Genomic DNA, 18,068 nt, shown 5'->3' on the forward strand with positions numbered 1-18,068 from the left:
AAACAAAACTTGCTTTTCACTATTTACTAATCATTTCTTAAGCCAATTGTTTTCAAACTTACAGTTCTTGTATTCTCCGTTTACTGAAATATAAGTTTTCTCAATATGTTCTTTCATCCACTTACTGATGGCTTTCAGTTGTTTTTCTTTCAGAGCTAAATCTTGTATCTTTACGTAATCCTTTACAAAGTCGGCTTGGTGTTCCTCAATACGGTTGGTGATTTGGTAAATCTTATAGGTCTTTTTGCCTGTTCTATCTTCGTCGAGGAAAGGTACTGATACCTCATTGTCTTTAAGGTCTGAAATGCGAGCGTAAAGAGTAGGTTCTATACGGGTAAGTTCAAAACGAGTAGAAAGATCTTCGGGGTTGATGAGCTGACCGCCATCGTTGCGGGTTTCTTTTTCATCGGAGAAATTACGTGCAGCCTCGTCGAAAGTAAGCTCTTTGTTTACAATACGGTCGCGTATTTTGGCTATCTTCTCTTTAGCTTCGTTGAGGGCTTCTTGAGGAATTTCAGGCATTAACAAGATGTGTCGTACACTTACTTCCTTACCGCGAATCTTGTCCATTTGGATAATATGCCAACCGAAGCTAGACTCAAAGGGCTTAGATATTTCTCCTTCCCGCAGAGTGAAGGCTACGTCTTTAAAAGCTTTATCAAAAGCAGAGTTACGGTTGAAGGTGAGTACTTGTCCGCCAGTAGCGCGGTCTTGGGAGTAGAGAATGGCTTTGGTAGAAAAACTCATACCGTTTTCCTCTACATCTTTTTTAATATCGTTGAGTTGGTCTATTACTTTTTGTACCGAACTCTTGGGAGCTACAGGATTGACTACAATTTGAGCGATTTCTAATTCAGTACCAAAGTGCGGACGTTCATCGGCTGGAATAGCGTTGAAGAAAGTACGTACTTCCTCAGGAGTTACTTCTATATCTTTTATAATTTGTTGTTTCATACGCTGAGCGAGCATACTCACTTTTAGGAGGTTGAAAAGCTCATCGCGCATAGATTGTTCGTCGTCTTTTTTATAGAACTCTAAAAGTTTCTTAATGTCTCCACCTAACTGAGCGGTCAAAAACTCAATACGTTGGTTCACTTGGTCACGTACTTCGCTATCGGTGAGCTTCACACTGTCTTGCACAGCTTGGTGAGCGTAGAGTTTGTCCTCCATCAGTTTGCCGAGCATCTGGCAACGGTTGATTTCACGAGTGTCTACCTCTTGCTGTTGCAAATCAATATACGCCTTGTCGATATCTGATTCTAAAATCAAATAATCACCTACTACCGCTGCTACACCATCTACCTTTCTGCGCTCATTGTTTTGGGCAAAAAAAGGAGTAGTGAACAACAATATTACAAGTACTGACCAAATTTTTGTTTTATTCATAAACTTCGTTATTAACTTTAAACGTTCTGTTATTATATCAAAAGATGTGCCTAATTGCACTAACTAATTTGCAAAAGTAGTATTTATATTGGAAAAACGAAACTTTCTACTTTATTTTATTTTAAAACTACCGATGAGCCACCCTATTGCGGGAAAGTAAAAAAGAGCAGTGAATGCCCATAACCATTCATAAAAATTACTGAAAATAGGATAGTTTACAATTACTGAAAAACCTTTATAGGTGATGAGTATCTCGGTGGTGATAAAAGCAAAGAGAAACAGATAAACGAGCCATCGGTTTACTTTGTATACTTCTTCTAAAAACAGCAAGAGACCTATGGTTACAATCCCTAGAAAATTAAAGTGCAAGTAACTTATCAACAGGTCGATGTTTTTAAACAAATAAGGCGTAAGAACAGGGAAAGCACCTGTGAACATCATCACTACTTTGGCGATAAAGAAACTGATAAATACAGTAGCTAAAAAACTCTTAGGTTGAGTTTTTAGGTATAAACGCAATATCATCACTACTGCAATGAGCCAAATAAGCACCGAAGCTCCTCCTACGATATAGTAAATAGGATAGCTAAAATAGCCTACCCAAGAGATGAAAAGCGAACCTATAATTCCCGCTTGAAACAGAATGAATATGCGCTTGATGAGCTGAGGATATTGAACGTTCCAACCGTATTTCTTTATAAAGAGTCCCATTAGGCTACTGAGCATAAAACCATTGTATTGAAAGTGCAAAAAGAAGGCAATGGCACACATATACATATCAGAGAACTTGCCATATTTCACTATGGTTACGGGCATTAGCCATATTCCCAAACTCGATAGGATAAGATACCAAATTCCCATTTTTACAAAAGGAGAAGTGGCATACTTCATAAAAAACTTCGCAAAAAAATAGGTACAGAAGATAAACACTGATGAAAAACTGATAGAAACAGCCCCATATCCTTGAAAAGGAAAGCTACATAACATACCTAATACCGATAACTGAGTGATGTAGAACAGCCATCGGTAATGTTTGTGAAGTTGAGCGTTAAGAGGAATGAAAGTTCGCACTAAAATAGCCGAGAGCAGTACGTATACAAACCCTAAAAGTGCTAAATGCGAATGAGTATGCACGATATTTCGATAATTGAAATAGAAAGGATAGTCCACTACTTGTACCGAGCGCATAAATATACCCAAGCACACTACTATAACGAAATAGGTGAATGCCCATCGTACATCAGTTCGTATGTTTAATTTAGTATTCAAAAGTACCATATTCGCTTTTTATAGTGAGACATTTATTATCTGATGAGGCTACCCTACCTATGATTTGCGCTTCTACATTAAATGATCTTGCAATAGTGATAATATCTTCTGCAACAGCTTCCTCTACATAGAGCTCCATACGATGCCCACAGTTGAACACTTGGTACATCTCTTTCCAATCGGTTTTTGATTCTTCTTGAATGAGTTTGAAAAGGGGTGGGGTAGGGAAAAGGTTGTCTTTGATAATATGCAAGTTATCTACAAAGTGCAATATTTTAGTTTGTGCGCCTCCACTGCAATGCACCATTCCACATATTTGGGTATTGTTGTACTTTTCTAATATCTTCTTGATGATGGGTGCATAGGTACGGGTAGGAGAGAGAACGAGTTTTCCAGCGTTTAACGGACTGCCAATTACCTTGTCGGTAAGTTGTTTCGTGCCAGCATATACGAGCTCACTGGGGACAGCGGCATCAAAACTTTCGGGGTATTTGTGTGCTAATACTTTTGCAAACACATCGTGACGCGCTGAGGTGAGTCCGTTGCTACCCATACCACCATTGTATTGGTTTTCGTAGGTAGCTTGACCGTAGGAGGCGAGTCCTACAATCACATTGCCCGCTTTGATGTTTGCGTTATCAATCACTTTACGGCGTTCTATGCGCGCTGTAACGGTAGAATCGACAATGATAGTGCGCACCAAATCACCTACATCGGCAGTTTCTCCCCCTGTAGAATGGATATGCACCCCAAAGGCAGAGAGTTCTGCAATCAGCTCTTCTGTTCCGTTGATAATAGCTGAAATGACTTCCGCAGGAATGAGGTTTTTATTGCGCCCAATGGTGGACGAAAGCATAATATTATCGACAGCTCCCACGCACAATAAATCGTCTATGTTCATTATGAGGGCATCTTGTGCAATGCCTTTCCACACGCTTAAGTCACCGGTTTCTTTCCAATACATATATGCCAAAGCCGACTTGGTACCGGCGCCATCGGCGTGCATTATAAGACAATAGTTGTCGTCGCCCGTAAGGTAATCGGGGACTATTTTACAAAAGGCTTTGGGGAATAATCCTTTATTAATATTTTTGATAGCTTTATGCACTTCGTCTTTGGCTGCCGAAACTCCGCGTTGTGCATAACGTTTGCTTACTTCCATTATAGTTTATTTTTGAGAGGCAAAGGTAAGAATAATTTATCAATTAGCAAATTTGGTACAGTGTGGTGTGAGCCACAAGGGTAGGTAAAGAATGAACGAACAATAGGTGAAAGAAGGCTTGTAGTTAATGATTAATGGTTAATGGTGAAATTGGGAGAGGATTATACAAAGCTTATAGGATAATCGAACAATGAGTGGCTCTACAGTGGCTCTACAGTGGCTCTACAGTGGCTCTACAGTGGCTCTACAGTGGCTCTACAGTGGCTCTACAGTGGCTCTACAGTGGCTCTACAGTGGCTCTACAGTGGCTCTACAATAGGGCAACAGTGATGAATAAACGAAGGAATAACGAAGAATGAACGAAGAATGAACGAAGAATGAACGAAGGAATAACGAAGAATGAACGAAGAATGAACGAAGAAACAATAAATCTAAGATGAATGGAAGGAGTAAATGTGTTGTGTATATGACGGTCTTTTGGTGCTGAAAAGGGGAATTTGTACAATTGTTTTTATTTTACTACTTTTGCCAAAAATTCTGTACTGATGGAAACAAATGTTATCAGAGCTGGAAATTACAACGTTTATTTTAATGAGGAAGGAACTGATTTCATCAATCGAATGGTTGCGGAAAAACGTCCTTCGAAGTTGTTTTTGTTGGTGGACAGTCATACCAATGAAAGATGTTTGCCTGTGTTTTTACCCACTCTCATTACTGATATTCCGATAGAAATTATAGAAATAGAAGCGGGAGAACTGCATAAAAACCTCGATACTTGTACGCAAGTGTGGCACGCACTTTCAGAATTAGGAGCCGACCGCAAGAGCTTGCTCATAAACGTAGGAGGAGGAGTGGTAACCGATTTAGGAGGCTTTGTGGCTTCTACCTATATGCGCGGAATGCCCTTTATTAATGTGCCGACGAGTTTACTGGCAATGGTAGATGCCTCGGTAGGGGGGAAGACGGGGGTGGATTTAGGTCCTTTGAAAAATCTTGTAGGAGTGATAAACAATCCGTTGGGGGTGGTGATAGACTCACAATATTTAGGAACGTTACCTGCTGAGGAATTGCGTAGCGGAATGGCAGAGATGTTTAAGCACGGACTTATTAGTTCGGAGGCTTATTGGAACAAAATGTGTGATTTGAGAAGCCTTTCGTTAGCTGATTTAGACAGTCTTATTCACGAATCGGTGGTGATAAAGAACGAGGTGGTAATGCAAGACCCGAAAGAATGTGGATTGAGAAAAATACTGAATTACGGTCATACGCTGGGGCACGCTATTGAGTCGTATTGTTTGGAAAACCCTAATCGCCAATGTTTGTTGCACGGAGAAGCTATTGCGATAGGAATAGTGTTGGCTACTTACCTATCGGTGAAAAAGTTAGGATTCCCTAAGGATAAATGCGATAAGGTGAAAAGCGTGTTGGGTGAGTATTTCAGCAAACAAACTTTTCATAAAGAAGATATTGAGGATATTTGTGAGTTGATGCGTTTTGACAAGAAGAATGTAGCGGGCAGAGTACACTTTGTGCTTTTGGAGGAGATAGGTAAGCCTAAAACGGATTGTGTAGTGCCTGAGGAAGAGATTTACGAGGCGTTTGAGTACTATAGTGCGAGCCACACGAGGAGATAAAAGGTAGGACGTAAAAGGTAAAAGGTAAAGCCAGTGAGGGCTAACAGCTGGGTGTGTGGAGGCGGATTAATTAGCAAATGAGGAAATGAGAAAATGAGGGAATGGGAAAATGGGGAGATGAGAAAATTTGACTAATAAAACAATAATTAATTATGACAACCTTTTTTAGGACGTGACAGTGATTTTTTTGGTGAATATTAAGTGAGGAAGCAAAAGAAATTAAAAATATATAAAGAATTAAACATTGAGATATAGCAATTACAATAGTATTTTTTGGTTATTTATTTTGGTGGTGTTACAAGGGTCGGCACAGAGTTATTGGCGCAAAGCTGATTTCTCCACTCAGCGCAGTGCAGCAGTAACTACTAATAACCCCAATTATCAGTATTTTACACTGAATAAAAAGGCGTTTGCACGTGCTTTGGAAACCGATAGTAGACGCAGTGAGGCTACCGTTCAGATACCTGATGCCAACGGAACACTCATTACTTATCGCATTGCACCTACGCAGGTTCTTTCGGAAGCAGTTGCACGCAAATATCCTTCTATTAAAACTTTTGTGGGTAAATCAGTAACTGACCCCTCTAAACATATTCGTTTTACGTGGAGCGATTATGGACTTGATGCTATTATGGAAGAAGAGTTGAGCTATTCGTTTATAGAAGCAGAAGATAAAGAAGGTGTTTATTACAGGGTTTATCGTCGTAAGGATGTTGAAAAAGCATTCATAGACTGTAAAACATTGGATGTGCCTACTCTTTTGCAAGAAAGTAAAGCGGCTCAACGCCCTTCATTTCAGACTAAACCTATGCAACGTACTTTTCGCATTGCAATTGCTTGTACCCACGAATATACTGATTATTTCTGGGGGAAGGCTTCAGCTTTTGCCCAAATAGTCAGTACGCTAAACCGTGTAAATGAGGTCTATGGGCAGCAGCTGTCGATTGTTTTTCAGTTAGTTTCGGATGATAGTGTAGTATATGAGACTAAAGATACTGACCCTTTTACTGGTATTAACTACGAAAAAGAATGGTACGACAATAAAGCTCTTGTATTGCAACAAGTTTTGGACAGCAAGATAGGTAATGCTAATTATGATATAGGGCAGTTGTTTCACAATGCCGCAGAAGGAGGTAATGCAGGTTGTATAGGGTGCGTGTGTACCAACGACCGCAAGGGACAGGGATTTTCGTCTTATCCGTTTGCTTACGTACGCAATAGAAGTGCTTTTGATATAGATGTGGTAGCTCACGAGATAGGACATCAACTGGGGGCACGGCATACTTTTTCTTATCGCAGAGAATATGGGTCGGGGTCGCAGATGGAACCAGGGAGTGGTACTACTATTATGAGCTACGCAGGAGTTACGCGATATTATGATGTGCAACAGAATGCTGACCCTTATTTTCATCACCGCACTATTTACGACATTACAGATAATCTACAAGGCAAGTCTTGTGCTACCGAAAATTCTACGGGCAATACCCCTCCTGAGATACCCGACTTGAAAAGCTATACTATTCCGTATGGAACTGCCTATTTATTAGAAGGTACTGCTACCGATACTGATGGCGATGCATTGCTTTATACGTGGGAAGAAAGCGACAATTATACAGAAACGGGTAATTATTATTTTTCACCTACAATACGTTCAGGAGCTACGGCACGCTCTATGAAACCCTCAGCACAATCATATCGCTATATTCCGCGTTTGGAACGTATAGTAGCGGGTACGCTCACCCAGCAGAATCCTAAAAAAGGAGATGCTTGGGAAACAGTGCTCAACATAGGGCGTACCTTGCATTGGACTTTTATGGTTATCGACCGTCCTTTAGCAAGCAATCAAACAGGGAATACAGCTTATAAAACCATTGATGTGGTAGTGAGTGCAGATGCGGGTCCGTTTAAAGTGAGTTCGCATACCGAGCAAAGCACTTGGTATGTAGGACAAAAAGTAAGTTTGCAGTGGGATGTAGCTAATACTGATAAAGCACCTGTGAACGCCGAAAAAGTGAAAATACTCTTTTCGACTGACGGGGGAGTTACTTTTTCGCATACCTTAGCTACGGGCTTACCCAATAACGGGAAAGCTGAAATAAGCGTGCCTGATGCTATTAAAACGCAGCAAGGAAGGTTTATGGTGAAAGCTGAAGAGAACCTATTTTTGGCGGTGAATGCAGGGAATATCACCGTAAAAGAAGATGATGATATGGATAATGACGGTATACCTTCGCGTATGGATAACTGTCCGACTGTAGCCAACCCTGACCAAGCTGATGCTGATAATGACGGTGTAGGTGATGTTTGTGATGACGATATGGACGGTGATGGAATTTTAAATGTTTTGGATAACTGCCCTACCGTGTCTAACACTACCCAACAAGACACTGACAACGATGGTATAGGAGATGCTTGCGATAACGATATAGATGGAGATGGTTTCTTAAATGACCAAGATAATTGTCCTAATGTATACAATCCAGACCAAGCTGATTTAGACGATGACGGTATAGGCGACGCTTGTGATGACGATGTAGATGGCGACGGAATCCCGAATGCACAAGACCCACAGGTGGATTATGTGCTTATCTCCAACGCTTTTACCCCTAATGGCGATGGGGTGAATGATACTTATGTGATAGCGCGCGCTGAACGATACCCTAATAACACCCTGTATATATTCAATACCTTAGGGCAATTAGTCTACTCGGCTCACGGGTATAAGAACCAATGGGACGGAAAGAAATCTGATGGTACCTTAGTGCCACGAGGTTCGTATGTAGCTATTTTCAGCATTGACGGCAGTGAAAAGAACAAGAAACAACTTTGGATTTACATTAATTATTAAGAAGAGAAAAACACAGAATCCTATGAAAAAGATATTATTAAGTATGTTGGTAATAGGCACAAGTGCTTTGCACGCACAAGCTACAGACCCTACATACATTTTTTATCAACAACACGAAAACCTAATAAATCCAGCGGCAGTGGGAATGGAGTTTGGACACACTATTTCGGTGGATATACGCAACCAGTGGCGAGGAATGACCGAAGCCCCACAAACACAAACCCTTTTTACTACGCATCGTTTGAGTGACCGCGTGGGGTTAGGTTTTTCATTGGCAAGCAACAAAGTATTTATACAGAAACAAGCAGGCATTTACGCCGATTTCTCGTATGCAATACCCATTTCGTACAACTCGCGATTGATAGGAGGAATTAAATTTGGCGGTGATTTCTATAATATAGACGGAAGTGATATGACGTATTATAACGGCTTGTATAACCAATATTACCCTAATGGCACACGTATGCACCCTACTTATTATTACGACCCCTATTTGCAAACCATTTCAGGAAAGTTCCAGACTAACTTTGGGGCAGGGCTGTATTATGACCATCCTAACTTTTACGTAGGTTTTTCTATCCCGAATATGCTTGCTACCGATAGGGTGCGAATGGATAACGACCAAATGACTTCTTTAGCCGAAACGATGTACTTCTATACCATAGCAGGCTATTACTGGCGTCTTACTCCTGATTTCACTATTAAACCGCGTTTGCAGATGCGCTTAGCCAAAGGCGAATATCCCTCGACCGATATTACAGTAGCAGGAAACTTTTTGGAACGAGCAGAATTAGGGATTACTTATCGCACAGATAAAGCTGTGAATGCTTATGTGTTATTTAACATTCCTAACTATTATGTATCTATAGGCTATGGTTTTGAGAGCTATTTTCAAACCCATATGAATTTACAGTCGCGCAATTCTCACGAGTTTTTGGTGCAATTTAAATGGTAAGGCTAAGAGGTGAAAATGAAACAAAGAGTGTTATTATAATTCAGAATTTAAGTGTTTGAGTTGTTTTTGTTTCTAATTGTTAGTTTATATTGCCTTTACTCAAATATTGGAGCTTTGTAGTTACAATTTGCTCTTATCCTTTATTAGAAGAAATTATTATCAGAATGAAAAGAAGATTACTTATCAGTGTTTTTTTGCTTATCGCAGGAGCACTACAAGCTCAATCTATAGATCCTACGTACATATTTTATCAACAACACCAAAACTTGCTGAATCCAGCTGTAGTGGGTATGGAAAAGGGGCATACTATTTCAGCAGACATTCGTAACCAATGGCGAGGAATGAATGAAGCTCCTCAAACGCAAACTTTCTTTACCACTCACAAGGTAACTGACCGCGTGGGCTTAGGACTTTCAGTAACCAATAATAAAGTATTTATTCAGAAACAAACGGGTGTTTTTGGGGACTTTTCTTATAGAGTGCCTATAAACGAGCATTCTAATATTGTAGGAGGAATTAAGTTTGGAGGAGAGTTTTTTAATATTGATATAAGCCAAATACGCACATATAATCACTTGTACAATGCGGGACAGAATGCTACGCGCTACGACCCCTATTTGCAAGATATCTCGGGGAAGTTCCAATTCAACTTTGGGACTGGAGTTTATTATGAATTGCGTCACTTTTATGTAGGGCTATCTATCCCCAATATGCTCGCTTCTGATAAAGTGGGTATGGAAAATGATGTAATGACTTCCGTCGCTGAGAATATGTTGTATTATGCAATGGCGGGCTATCATTGGCACATTTCCTCTGATTTTACTCTAAAACCAAGTGTACAAATACGTCTTGCTAAAAAACAAGAAGCCTCAACAAACTTCACTGTAGCTACTGACTATTTAAACCGTGCTGAGGTAGGGCTTACCTATCGCACTGATAAGGCTTTTAGCTCTTATGTGCTCTTCAATATTCCGAATTATTATATATCAGTGGGATATGGTTTTGAAACCTACTTTCAAACACATCTCAATTTACAATCGCGTAACTCTCACGAGTTTTTGGTACAAGTGAAGTGGTAGTGTGAGCTGCACGAGCAATTATTTTACTGTATATTGTAGCGTAGTATACTGTGCCACCCGAAAACCTCCAAGAGGGTTCTCACGAGAATTTCCTTTGTTCACAATATTACCTATGGGGCGCGTAGGAATAGTAAACGGACCTTGTCCTTCTGATAGTCTTATAAGCATTTGCACAAATTCTTTGTATTGAGGGTGAATCCGATAAAGTGTAATACCAACTATGTCACCCTTGTTTAGTTTATCATTGTTCAATCCCGCCATCGAAAAGAAAAACTTATGGTTAGCTATATAGTTATCATCCAAAGTCCCGTAAGTAATTTTTTTACTGCTACTTTGTGTTAGTCTTACTAAATAAGCATTGGCTACACCATCACTAATACCGTCAAAGTAGAATTTTAACTCTATTCGGTCACCTAAAAAGCCTCCGTTTTCTTTCTGTACTATTTTGTCAGAAGGTATTATAGGAGCTTCAAGCATTTTGCTCTTAGCAGTATAGGTTTGTCCGTTGAGTTCTATGATAAGTTCATAGTCCTTGCCTAATTTAGGAGTGATACCTGCGGGAAATACATAACGGCTACCGCCTTTTAATGTAGCTACGTTATCAGTGGTAATGGTAGAAGTACCGTCCCATAACGAGAGTTGGTACTCTTGTGTCTGGGTTTGAGTATGTGCTTTGATTTTTACAATGGCATTATCAATAGCAGGTGAAGGCGTATCGCCAAAATAGGCTTCCGTATAACTGATGTCCACTACAGGATAGGCTTTTGTTTCTCCTTTCTTCCAATCGAGAGATGCATCAATCACTAACTTTTGAGGAGCAGAGTCCAATTTTAAATCTATGACCTCTTCACAAGAAGTTAAAGCTAAAGCACTGAGAAGTATAATATAAATATTTCTTATTTTCATAGTAAATAGAGGTTTAAGCATTAGAAACTAAAATTATAAGTTACACTGGGTATAATACCAAAAATAGAGAGTTTAACGGCTTCATTTTTATGGGTGTCTAAGTTCTCACGGAAGGAAACGCTTACAGCATTCTTGCGGTTGTACACGTTGTAAATACCGAATACCCATTCGCTTTTCCAACGCTTGTTTGGGCGTTGTGGTGTATAGGTAGCCGAAAGATCCAAACGGTGATAAGTAGGCAAGCGGTATTCGTTGCGTTTGCTATAGTCAGGAACACTCATTCCTAAGTAGTTATAACGCCCTATGGGGTAATTAGTAGGTAAGCCTGATTGAAAGTTAAATACAGCTCCGAATGTCCATTTAGCAGAGAGCTCATAGGTAGCCGTAATCGAAACATCGTGAGGTTTGTCGTAGGGGGCGCTATACCAGTCGCCGTAGTTGATACCTATTTCTTCAGAGGTACGTCCTTTAGTTTGCATTTCCGATTTTGAGAGCGTATAAGCTATCCACCCAGTGAGTTTACCGGTGTTTTTACGCAATAACAGTTCTAAACCATAAGCTCTGTTTTCCCCTGTTAGCAATACTTGTTCAATCGCTTCGTTAGCAATGAGGTTCGCACCGTCTATATAGTCTAAGCGATTTTTCACTTTCTTGTAATAAGTTTCAACCTCTATGCTGTATTTATCGTCCGAGAAGTTAGAAGCATAACCCAACGCCACTTGGTCAGCTAACTGTGGTTTGATAAACCCATCACTCGGTGCCCATACGTTCAAAGGCGAAGGCGAAGCTGTGTTAGAAATCAAATGTACATATTGAGCCGTACGCGCATAACTTGCTTTTATTGATTTATTATCGTTGAAAGCATAACTCATAGTAAAGCGCGGTTCGAAGTTAGAGTACAAATTTATGATACGGTTACTACCGTAGTACTTCGTCCCAATAGGAGTCGCTTTCTGATAGATTTGTCGGCTAGCGTTAAATATCACAGGGTTGTCATCTTTATACACATTTACAGTACGCTTTCCTAAGTGATAAAAATTACTGAAGCGCAAGCCGTATGATACTGTAAGAGCTTCTCCTAATTTCTGTTCGGCATCAGCATAGAATCCCAATTCAGCAGCATATTTATTGTCTAATATTTTTTCTTTAATAGTAGAAGCAGGAGAGGTAGGTACTATTTTACCAGGTTTGAAGGTATAATATAGTCCTTGAAAACCGTAGGTAAATTTAAACTTCTCTGATACATAGTTCTTGAAATCATATTTTAGGTTGAAATTCTCTATCCCTGAAGTCCATATCATATCAATCCAGTTAAAGTCAAACTTATAGTCGTAATTGCTATAAATAGCAGATAAATTAGAGAAGAGCTTCTCAGTAAATAAGTGATTCCAACGCAAATTCACTAAGGCATTACCATAAGCATTAGTAAGGTTATCGCTCAGTTTAAAAAAGTCCCTACCAAAGTAACCCGAAAGATACAACGCATTGTTTTGGTTCAGTTGGTAAGAGAGTTTTGTATTGAGGTCGTAAAAGTACATCGAATTTTCATTGTCGCTCAGTTTGAGGAAGAGATGAGCGTAAGAGGCGCGACCTCCTACTAAAAATGAGGCTTTGTCTTTCACTATAGGACCTTCCGCAAGTAATCGTGAAGAGAGCACCCCTATACCCCCTGTAGCTCCAAACTTGTTCTTGTTACCCTCTTTCTGATAAATATCCAAAACCGAAGCGATACGCCCACCATAGCGTGCTGGAATTCCTCCTTTGTAGAGTTTCATATCACGTATAGCATCAGCGTTGAAGACACTCAAAAAACCAAAGAGATGTGATGCGTTGAAAATCGTTGCTTCATCAAGAAGTACTAAATTCTGGTCGGCAGCACCTCCACGCACGTTAAATCCTGATGATGCTTCGCCTGCGTTGCTCACCCCTGGCATCTGCATCAGCGTTTTGATAATATCTACTTCACCTACCAATACAGGCAGTTTCTTCACCGTAGCGATAGGAATAGAAGCTACACTCATTTCAGGCTTGCGTACTGCTGTTTTCTGGGTTGTGGCATTTGCAGTTACGTCTACTCCTGTAAGCTGAATAGTCTCAGGCTTCAGTTTGTAATCTTTGCGGATATTCTTGTTTAATACTATAGTTTCTTGGTAAGTCCCATAGCCTATATACTCAATGGTAATGGTATATTTGCCTTCGGGCAAGGTAATAGAATAGAACCCGTACTCGTTGGTAGAGGTACCCGTGTGCAGTTCTTTGATGATAAAGTTTACCCCTAAGAGCTTTTCGCCGTTAGAAGCATCAGCAATCGAACCACTAAGGGTGTATTTGTGCTGTGCAAAAACAGCAGTTGTAGCTACTAAAAACAATAGTAGCAAACATTTTCTTTTCATATGTTACTGTTTTTATTTTTCGGTACAAAAGTATAAGACAAGATGTTTATAGCACTTATCTATTTCTTTTAATAAGTTATCAATTTTGTGTCTTTTTGAGTGCAAAGGTATAACAATATTGTGATTTATACAAAAAACTAATCAATGATTAGTGAAATAATAACCAACGCTTGATTGTTTTTTTATGAAACTTACAACTTCAAAAATCTACTAATTTACCAATTTAAAAAATACCTATCGTGCTACGACTGCTTGTGTGGCTCGCACTTTCTATTCACTCTTCCATACAAAAAGTCAGCAATTAGCTTTACACTAACTGCTGACTCTTATCTCATTTGTTAATTCATTAATTGTTTGTGCGACTCGCACCGACTCGCACTATTTTCCTTTACCACCGATAGCAGGGTCTTTCATTCCCTCTTCAATCATAGTGTAGAATTGGTCAAGCTTAGGCAATATCACAATACGAGTACGACGGTTTAAGGCACGTCCGTTAGCATCACCATTGCTTGCTAATGGCACGTAGTAGCTACGTCCGGCAGCGGTCATACGCTCAGGAGCAACTCCAAAGTCTTTTTGTAAAACACGTACAATCTCGGTAGCACGCATTACGCTCAAATCCCAGTTGTCACGAATACAACTTGTTTTGATGTTTACGTTATCGGTGTGTCCTTCCACCATAAACTCAAAGTCAGGTTTATTTTTAACCACTTTTGCAACTTTTTCAAGTACGCTCTTTGCGTTTTTAGAAATAGTGTAGCTACCACTGCTGAAAAGCATCTTATCAGAGATATTGATAAATACCACACCTTTTTCTACTTTGATGTCTACATCTTGGTCGTCTAAGTTACCCAACACTCCTTTGAGGCTTTGTACCAAGGCGAGGTTTATTGAGTCACGACGGGTAACAGCATCGCGCAAATTCTTGATAGTTAAATCTTTTTCACGCAAGCTTTCCAATGATTTTTCAAGGTTCTCAGCACCTTTTTGGGTAAGCGTAGTAAGGTTACCCATATTGTTGATGAGCTGCTGATTGTTTTCTTTGAGCAAGTCGTTCTGATTTTTCATACTCTCCAACTTGTGAGTCAAGTTGTTCTTTTCGTCTAAACACATATTGAGTTTTACGGTAGCAGTGTTTAGCAAATCCTCAGTCTGTTTGTTTCTTGCTTCTAATTCAGCATACTTCTTTTTGGATACGCACGATGTGGTAATTAATCCCAACACCGACATTGCGATAATAAATTTTTTCATATAGTTTATGTTTTAAAATTAATCAATAGGCAAATGTACGCCTTTTTTTATTATTGTGCAATAAAAATGCCAACTTTTCGTCTTATTTGCTTTTTGGCTTCTCTTTAGCCTTCTCTTTCCCTGCCTTATTCTCTTTTTTAAGCGACGGATTTGCAAGCAGATTTTCCTCCTCGTCTATCTCCTCAGGAGTCTTCATTCCCTTAATTTTCTTGGGTTTTATTTTCTTCTCCGCATCGCTAAAAATCTCTTCTTTACTGCGGATACGTTCATCACCTCGCCATATAAATTCCTTAAACTTGCGGTCGTTCACGTGTAATTTATCGTCTGGGTATAAATTCCCCGATGGTTGTGTAATAAACACCGTTTGTTGTATTTGCTGGTCTTTGTTTAAATAGAGCTTAATATGACTACAAGTCAGTTTGTTGATACCTACCAGCTCCTTAGCGTCGTTATACACGTAATAAATAGACTCGGTATTCTGCAAAAAGTCTATTTGTCGCAAAACATTTTTCTTGAATTTGCCATACAAGAACTTACCTTTCACTTGGTTATAGCCATCGCCCAAACTGTCTTTCTCTACCACCAGTGCGTTGTTAAACACTTTCAAAGAGTCCAATTGCTCGGTCTTCGTATTGGCAATCAGGTGAATATTGTCACCCGTCATTTGGCTTTCGCCCGTCCACGCTACAGGTTTGCCCACCATTTGGGTCAGCCCATTAGCCTCGTCAGAGTGAATCGAATCGCACTTGGCTTGCATATCACTTTTGAAAATACGAGCATCGGGGTAAGCGCGAATCACGCGGTGTTGCGGTTTGCCAGTAACCAAAATGCGCTTGCCGTGCATATACATCGAGTCTTTCTCCACTAATGTGATTACCACTGCCTTTTTGGTGATAAACATCGAATCTTTTGCCTTGTGAATTTCGCCGTAATGCCCTCTTACAAAGGTCTTGTTTACCGTGTCCGAAATGAAGATATTGTTAGAACCCGAAGAAAACTGACGGCGTTTATCAAAATACAAACTATCGCCCACCAAGGTTTTCAGGTCGTATTCTATCTTGGCGTGCTTCATAAAATAACCCAATTGTCGACGCGTATCGTAAAAACCTCGCTCGCAATACACTTTGTAGTCAGCGCCCACAATGGTAGTTTTGCCGTAAAAATAGGCGTTGCCCGAATTGTGATAATAGTCCAACACCTGCGAATTAACCGTAAAATCTCTATTGACAATCTTTACCGAATTGGTAAATTGGTTTTTCTTGGTCGTTACGTAATACTTTCCTGTTTTACTGGTGAGCTCATTTTCAGGGTCAGTAATTTTCCCGAAATTGTTGTAATAAGCCTCCTGAGAGTTGCGGTCGAAGAAGAGTTCTTGGGTTTCCAGCGTCATATTCCCATTGCGCAATAGCACGTTCTCGCGGGCTACAGCTGTTTTAGTATTCCCTTTATACGATACGTACTGACTGTTCATTTGTAGCGTGTCGCCTTGTTGTAACACTACATTGCCGTGTGCAATCACCTCGTTTTTCTCCTCGTAGAGCACAGCCAAATCGCACCACACGTCTAACCCTTGATGTCGAAACTGTACCCGTTGTCCGTCCGATTTAAAGATAGTAGCCCCAGGGTATTTCTCATTGTCAATCGTAAATTCCCCCCGTAGATAATTTCGATACGGCGGGTCTTGCTATTGTCATTCTGAGCCCAAAGGTTAGTACAAAAGGTTAATAAACAAGTGAATAATATATAGTAATACGTTTTTTTCATTCAAATTCATTCCAATGATGGTGCAAAGATACGAAAATAATCATAAATGCCAATACATCTATGCCCCACACATCAATTTTTATACCATTCTCTTCCAGTTCACAGCCTTTACGGTTTCTATATTTCTCCTTTTTCGTCTCTATATACTTTCGTTTCTCCATTCTTTACCCTTCGCCTAATTAACACTTTTTAACTCTTTAATCTTCGCTCTTAATCCCTCATTCTTAACTACTTATATACCCCTTCTATACCAATCGTCCAAGATTCGTATAAGCTTCCTATAAGCTTTCTATAAGCTAACTATACCATAACCCTATCTTCGATACTTTCCGATTCCCTCCGAGATTCTCCGATAACACACCTTTACAATCCCTTCATAACCTTATCCATTTCCTCATTCTCACATTTTCTCATTTTCTCATTCTCTCATTCACCATTAATTTAAATTTGGTGGTTGAGTATTAAATTCGTACCTTTGCACTCTATTATATCACGTAGCAAGTAAATGAACAATAACACCTCCTATCATACTCCTGTACTCTTAACGCAAAGCATTGAGGGACTGAATATCAAAGATAATGGCACTTATGTCGACGTTACCTTTGGTGGTGGAGGGCATTCGCGCGAAATCTTAAAGCACCTCGGTAAAAACGGACGCCTCTATGCGTTCGACCAAGATACCGACGCCCTTAATAATACCATCGATGATGAACGTTTTACTCTTATTCAGCAAAACTTTAAGTATCTGCGTCAGTATTTGCGTTTTTACGGAGTAACACAAGTAGATGGGGTTTTGGGTGATTTTGGGGTTTCCTCTCACCAGTTCGATGTAGCTGAGCGTGGTTTCTCTACTCGTTTTGAAGGTACACTCGATATGCGTATGAACCAGCAAGCTCCTCTTTCAGCCCAAGAAGTCGTCAATGAGTATGGCGAGATAGAACTCACTCATATCTTTTTTCAATATGGCGAACTGAAAAATGCCAAAGCGATAGCCCGTGCCATAATCAGTTACCGAGAGCAGAAGCCAATACGCTTAGGCAGTGAACTACAAGAAGCAGTAAAAGCTCTCTTGCCTAAATTTAAAGAGAACAAAGTGTTAGCACAAATCTATCAAGCCATTCGTATAGAGGTAAATGCCGAAATAGAAGCTTTGGAATCATTTTTGCTACAACTCCCTGCCGTAGTCAAGCCCCAAGGGCGTATCAGCCTTATCAGCTATCATTCACTCGAAGACCGCTGCGTAAAACGCTTCATTCGAGACGGACAGTTAGAAGGAGCTCCTGAGAAAGATTGGTATGGCAATGTGTCAGTACCCTTTAAAAAAGTAGGCGGTCTCATCACTCCTGATGATACTGAAATAGCACAAAACAGCCGTGCCCGTAGTGCGAAACTCCGTATCGCCGAACGTTTAAACTCATAAC

12 protein-coding genes and 1 pseudogene are annotated in these 18,068 nt (G+C 40.0%); 6 read left to right on the forward strand and 7 right to left on the reverse strand.

Going from position 1 to position 18,068, the window contains the following annotated elements:
- Nucleotides 1-30 precede the first annotated feature (30 nt).
- From HW279_RS07445 to HW279_RS07455, 3 genes are all read right to left on the reverse strand, one after another.
- Nucleotides 31-1,386: a peptidylprolyl isomerase gene (locus HW279_RS07445; RefSeq protein WP_178958512.1), complete on the reverse strand. Its 1,356-nt coding sequence runs from the start codon at nucleotides 1,384-1,386 to the stop codon at nucleotides 31-33.
- A 111-nt stretch (nucleotides 1,387-1,497) separates the two neighbouring features.
- The gene (locus tag HW279_RS07450; RefSeq protein ID WP_178958513.1) at nucleotides 1,498-2,664 is read right to left on the reverse strand and encodes a hypothetical protein; all 1,167 of its coding nucleotides are present in this window, start codon (nucleotides 2,662-2,664) and stop codon (nucleotides 1,498-1,500) included.
- Complete coding sequence (locus HW279_RS07455; protein ID WP_178958514.1) at nucleotides 2,645-3,817, reverse strand: AIR synthase related protein; 1,173 nt, start codon at nucleotides 3,815-3,817, stop codon at nucleotides 2,645-2,647. Before HW279_RS07455 ends, HW279_RS07450 begins: the two co-directional genes overlap by 20 nt.
- A 190-nt stretch (nucleotides 3,818-4,007) precedes the next feature.
- Here HW279_RS07455 and HW279_RS11170 point away from each other — a divergent pair, with 190 nt between their 5' ends.
- The 5 genes from HW279_RS11170 (at nucleotide 4,008) to HW279_RS07475 (ending at nucleotide 10,333) form a co-directional block, all read left to right on the forward strand.
- Nucleotides 4,008-4,136 carry a hypothetical protein gene (locus HW279_RS11170; RefSeq protein WP_015781899.1) on the forward strand — a complete coding sequence of 43 codons (129 nt, stop codon included), beginning with the start codon at nucleotides 4,008-4,010 and terminating at the stop codon, nucleotides 4,134-4,136.
- Between the two features lie 226 nt (nucleotides 4,137-4,362).
- The gene (gene aroB, locus HW279_RS07460; RefSeq protein WP_178958515.1) at nucleotides 4,363-5,451 is read left to right on the forward strand and encodes a 3-dehydroquinate synthase; all 1,089 of its coding nucleotides are present in this window, start codon (nucleotides 4,363-4,365) and stop codon (nucleotides 5,449-5,451) included.
- A gap of 244 nt (nucleotides 5,452-5,695) precedes the next feature.
- The gene (locus HW279_RS07465; protein WP_178958516.1) at nucleotides 5,696-8,299 is read left to right on the forward strand and encodes a thrombospondin type 3 repeat-containing protein; all 2,604 of its coding nucleotides are present in this window, start codon (nucleotides 5,696-5,698) and stop codon (nucleotides 8,297-8,299) included.
- Between the two features lie 22 nt (nucleotides 8,300-8,321).
- Entirely contained in the window at nucleotides 8,322-9,254 is a 933-nt protein-coding gene (locus HW279_RS07470) for a PorP/SprF family type IX secretion system membrane protein (protein ID WP_002677100.1), read from the forward strand.
- Between the two features lie 164 nt (nucleotides 9,255-9,418).
- Nucleotides 9,419-10,333, forward strand: coding sequence for a PorP/SprF family type IX secretion system membrane protein (locus HW279_RS07475; protein ID WP_178958517.1), 915 nt, complete (start codon nucleotides 9,419-9,421; stop codon nucleotides 10,331-10,333).
- Between the two features lie 18 nt (nucleotides 10,334-10,351).
- On the opposite strand, the gene HW279_RS07480 is transcribed toward HW279_RS07475, so the two are convergent.
- The 4 genes and pseudogenes from HW279_RS07480 to HW279_RS07495 form a co-directional block, all read right to left on the reverse strand.
- Nucleotides 10,352-11,239: a DUF4249 family protein gene (locus HW279_RS07480; RefSeq protein ID WP_178958518.1), complete on the reverse strand. Its 888-nt coding sequence runs from the start codon at nucleotides 11,237-11,239 to the stop codon at nucleotides 10,352-10,354.
- 20 nt (nucleotides 11,240-11,259) lie between these two features.
- Nucleotides 11,260-13,632: a TonB-dependent receptor gene (locus tag HW279_RS07485; RefSeq protein ID WP_178958519.1), complete on the reverse strand. Its 2,373-nt coding sequence runs from the start codon at nucleotides 13,630-13,632 to the stop codon at nucleotides 11,260-11,262.
- 378 nt (nucleotides 13,633-14,010) lie between these two features.
- A complete protein-coding gene (locus HW279_RS07490; protein ID WP_009410200.1) occupies nucleotides 14,011-14,883 on the reverse strand; it encodes a flagellar motor protein MotB in 873 nt (290 codons plus the stop codon).
- Nucleotides 14,884-14,965: 82 nt separating this feature from the next.
- Nucleotides 14,966-16,647, reverse strand: a pseudogene (locus HW279_RS07495) (OstA-like protein).
- Between the two features lie 505 nt (nucleotides 16,648-17,152).
- Between HW279_RS07495 and rsmH the strand changes: the two are divergent.
- Nucleotides 17,153-18,067, forward strand: a complete 915-nt coding sequence (gene rsmH, locus HW279_RS07500) for a 16S rRNA (cytosine(1402)-N(4))-methyltransferase RsmH (RefSeq protein WP_178958520.1) — start codon at nucleotides 17,153-17,155, stop codon at nucleotides 18,065-18,067.
- Nucleotide 18,068 lies beyond the last annotated feature (1 nt).

Source organism: Capnocytophaga sp. oral taxon 903 (genome assembly GCF_013394785.1).
Taxonomy (GTDB): Bacteria; Bacteroidota; Bacteroidia; order Flavobacteriales; family Flavobacteriaceae; genus Capnocytophaga; species Capnocytophaga ochracea.

Bases quoted from the DNA above. Each gene is read 5' to 3' on its own strand.
- HW279_RS07445 (WP_178958512.1), bottom strand. From the start codon at position 1,386: ATGAATAAAACAAAAATTTGGTCAGTACTTGTAATATTGTTGTTCACT.
- HW279_RS07450 (WP_178958513.1), bottom strand. From the start codon at position 2,664: ATGGTACTTTTGAATACTAAATTAAACATACGAACTGATGTACGATGG.
- HW279_RS07455 (WP_178958514.1), bottom strand. From the start codon at position 3,817: ATGGAAGTAAGCAAACGTTATGCACAACGCGGAGTTTCGGCAGCCAAA.
- HW279_RS11170 (WP_015781899.1), top strand. From the start codon at position 4,008: ATGAGTGGCTCTACAGTGGCTCTACAGTGGCTCTACAGTGGCTCTACA.
- aroB (WP_178958515.1), top strand. From the start codon at position 4,363: ATGGAAACAAATGTTATCAGAGCTGGAAATTACAACGTTTATTTTAAT.
- HW279_RS07470 (WP_002677100.1), top strand. From the start codon at position 8,322: ATGAAAAAGATATTATTAAGTATGTTGGTAATAGGCACAAGTGCTTTG.
- HW279_RS07475 (WP_178958517.1), top strand. From the start codon at position 9,419: ATGAAAAGAAGATTACTTATCAGTGTTTTTTTGCTTATCGCAGGAGCA.
- HW279_RS07480 (WP_178958518.1), bottom strand. From the start codon at position 11,239: ATGAAAATAAGAAATATTTATATTATACTTCTCAGTGCTTTAGCTTTA.
- HW279_RS07485 (WP_178958519.1), bottom strand. From the start codon at position 13,632: ATGAAAAGAAAATGTTTGCTACTATTGTTTTTAGTAGCTACAACTGCT.
- HW279_RS07490 (WP_009410200.1), bottom strand. From the start codon at position 14,883: ATGAAAAAATTTATTATCGCAATGTCGGTGTTGGGATTAATTACCACA.
- rsmH (WP_178958520.1), top strand. From the start codon at position 17,153: ATGAACAATAACACCTCCTATCATACTCCTGTACTCTTAACGCAAAGC.